The 3,162-nt window shown below is 54.2% G+C and carries 4 protein-coding genes; 2 read left to right on the top strand and 2 right to left on the bottom strand.

The window, feature by feature from the left end:
* Positions 1 to 1,052, top strand: a 1,052-nt coding sequence (locus tag AUC61_RS26345; RefSeq protein ID WP_243249230.1) for an RHS repeat-associated core domain-containing protein, incomplete at its 5' end; no start/stop codon positions are given.
* Positions 1,053 to 1,075: 23 nt separating this feature from the next.
* Here AUC61_RS26345 and AUC61_RS26340 read toward each other — a convergent pair.
* A complete protein-coding gene (locus AUC61_RS26340; RefSeq protein ID WP_243249228.1) occupies positions 1,076 to 1,768 on the bottom strand; it encodes an RES family NAD+ phosphorylase in 693 nt (230 codons plus the stop codon).
* Positions 1,762 to 2,166 carry an antitoxin Xre-like helix-turn-helix domain-containing protein gene (locus AUC61_RS26335; protein WP_243249225.1) on the bottom strand — a complete coding sequence of 135 codons (405 nt, stop codon included), beginning with the start codon at positions 2,164 to 2,166 and terminating at the stop codon, positions 1,762 to 1,764. Before AUC61_RS26335 ends, AUC61_RS26340 begins: the two co-directional genes overlap by 7 nt.
* Positions 2,167 to 2,809: 643 nt before the next feature.
* On the opposite strand from AUC61_RS26335, the gene AUC61_RS26330 reads away from it, so the two are divergent.
* A complete protein-coding gene (locus tag AUC61_RS26330; protein WP_243249224.1) occupies positions 2,810 to 3,034 on the top strand; it encodes a DUF6124 family protein in 225 nt (74 codons plus the stop codon).
* The last annotated feature ends 128 nt before the right edge of the window (positions 3,035 to 3,162 follow it).

Here is a 3,162-nt window from a genome sequence, read left to right as displayed (position 1 = left end):
AAGTTAAATACAAAACGGTGCGCTACTCGGGTAAAGAGCTCGATGCCAGTGGGCTTTATTATTATGGGGTCCGGTATTACGCGCCTTGGTTGCAGCGATGGATTAATCCGGACCCAGCGGGGGCTGTGGATGGGGCGAACCTGTATCGGTTCGTGCATAACCAGCCCACAGTACTCAAAGACGGAATAGGCGCATCACCTTCTCATTTTTCGGATGCTGTCAGTGCTTATGACCGTATGTTCAAACAGGGACTGGTATGGCAGGGACTCATGCGAGGCTCTGAAAATGGGTTTGAAACAATGGGGCGACTGTCCAGAGCAAACCTATACCAACTAGAAAGCGAACTGGACAGCGAAAAACAAAGAAAAGTTGCTGACCGCATAGCAGGCATTTCGCCGGAAGACTACTGGATTACGCATTTCAGCAGGCAGGATTTTTCCAATGAAGAAGGCGTGCATTTCAAATCACTTGTGATGCTACAAGAAGAGAGAGGTGACACAGGGTATGAAGGAAATTCGGAGGGAGGAAATATCCCGAACTATGGCAATCATGATTTCGCTTTTTTTGCTTTGGAGACTGGAGGGAGCGAGCCGGTAAAAAGTAAATCAAGGTTTGGAGATTATCGGTACCACTCGACTCTGTCGGCTCTGGGTAACAAAAGACCTTATTCGCATATCGAAGTCGGTGATTTGCTCAGGCATAACACCCGTGATCTCAGCGAGGCGCGATCTAGATCTCTTCACTGGCTCAGCACCTCAAAGGGAGATTCGATAGATTTTTCGAGCTTCAAGGACAGGGTCGGATTAAGGGAAGACAGGGAGGCTGACTTACTGTTTTTGGGTGCAGACATGCTTCAGGGGCTTGGAAAAAAAATCGCCGTGGACCTAGGAAGTTTGCCTGGGTCCACACAGGATGTAATTGTTGAATGGACTGCCGGGGATCGCCCTTTGGGGAATGTGAATGAGGTGATCAATTCGTTTTATCGCCCTCAAATCGCGGTTCCAAAAGGCCTCAAGCTCAACAGATGTCAATTCACGCTTAAAAAACTGTGAGTGTGCGCCAAATAGCTGAAATATTAAGCATTCGAAAGCCGACTCACACTAGTGATCTGCCCACTCCAGATCATTTCGTAGTGCGCGGTCTGAACAATCGACTTCACATGCCTGGGCGTCATCAATGCCCAGCAATGGTTGCCCGGCGAGCGAACGGAGTTGTAGCGCAGCCCTGGGCACCCTGCCCGCTTGGCGGCGTGGCCCAGTTGGCGAGGGTGGGAATAATCATCAGGATCGTAGATCGGCTCTGAAAGTGACAGCCCGGTAGCATCGCGATTTGCCACTTCATCAAAGGTGCAGAGCAGGCCGCGAAACAGGAAGCGCTCATAGTTGAGTCCTGCCACTCTCGACCAATAGTGGTTCTGGTGATGCCGCACCTCTGCGATGGCGGTTTCCATCACATCGGCCAGATACAGCACCCCGAAAGCCCCCGAACTGAAACGCGAGCCCGCCGGATTCACATGGGTGAATGGCCCGACCGCGTAGGAACAACCGGGAATGCCGAATGGAATCTCGGCGACCGGGATCAACGCAATGCGCCCGATCTCATTCTGCAACCGCGGATTGGTCAGCGCCTGTAGCTGATACAGCCCCTCGAACTCGGCGGCATCTGCAACATCGTCGAACAGATCGATGGGCGGGAATCTGGAATTGACCAACCGATAAGCCCGCTGCTCTTGCTCGGCAAGGATCGGCAGGCTGTCGAGGGTCACCATTGCGCGCCCCGGAGTGCGTCGACGCGGCGGAAGGTTTCATACAGCGAAACGATGTCGCCCTGCGCCATGATGTCCAGCGGCTTGCGGCCGTTGAAAAACTCGTTGTCGTTGGCCATCGAAGGGAAGCCGTACACGTTGTCCGGGTTGTCGAAAACCGTGCGCAGCGCCGCATGAATATTCAGCACGAAGCTGATGCGGTGCATCTGATCCATGTCCAGCCCGACTGACCATTCAGAGCCTGTCTGCTTGGCCCGGGTGTAGGTGCTGCGCGAGATACGCAGAATCCGACACGCCTGCTCGCTGGACGCATCCCACTTGTCGAGAATGCGCAGCGCGGTGCGCAGACCGGATACGCATTGTTCTTTGGAGAGCGGCTGGAGTTGCGGAACGGCGGACATGATCGCTACCTTTTTAATCTACAGACTCAAACAATATCAATCAGCGTCTATAGATGCAAATCGATCTCTACGCCGTGCGCCGCTCCCACAGGGAATGCGACCTGCAGTTAAGCCCGTTGACCCGAGATGCCAGCTTCAGTGCAGCTCGAAAAAGCTGACACAACCTCTTCGTGCAGCAAACACAAAACCTTTGTGGGAGCCGGGCTTGCCCGCGATGCATGAGACCTAGCCAGAAGACATACCGCGTTATCGTTTATCGTCGGAATGCCGCCCAGACCAAGCACCGCTCCCACAAGGACTGTGCATGGCTCGATTTCCGGGAAACTGCGAGACATCTCCTCTTTGCTTGAAGGAAATTTCCGAGAGTGCTCTGAGTGCATTGCGCCCCCGATTCAAGACCTCTAGGGTGCGCCGGTCGCTGCAAAATCAGCGATCAGGTTTGGTAGACCTGAGTATCCTGGGCGCGGTGCGCCACCTTTTGCGAGGCGCATTTTTTCGGCCTATGTTTATGGTGGCCGCGCGCTTGGCGTCTTCGGATGCACCGGGTTTGCCTAGGTTACCGGTCTACCACTTGCGTGCGGCCGCCACCTTTATCGTTGGTAGCGATAGGAGCGGCTCCTTATAAATATCTGGGGACTGCTAAATGCTTAAACAAAACGATGCTCACTCACCCCTCTTCACCATCAACGACACCGTCGATCAGCAACAAGCGCTCAACTACGCATCTGACCTGCTGCGTTGCATCATCACGACCGCTTACGAGTCTGGCGACAATGCCATGGGCACCAGCCGTGATCTGGCCTTCTCGGTTGTCCACATGGCAGAGATTGCCAAGGCCATGGTGGATCGGTCTATCGATTGCCGGTAAACCCCACCGCGCTGCGGTCCCGTAGGAGTGGCTTTAGCCGCGAGGGCGTCGATACATTCGCAACATCTGCATTGCGAGAGATACCACTCTCCCGGCTAAAGCCAGTCCTACGGTTTCAGCAACAGCTT

Source organism: Pseudomonas maioricensis, assembly GCF_022790535.1.
Taxonomy (GTDB): Bacteria; Pseudomonadota; Gammaproteobacteria; order Pseudomonadales; family Pseudomonadaceae; genus Aquipseudomonas; species Aquipseudomonas maioricensis.
Note: the sequence above shows the minus strand (reverse complement) of the source record. Positions and strands in the feature narration are given on the sequence as shown.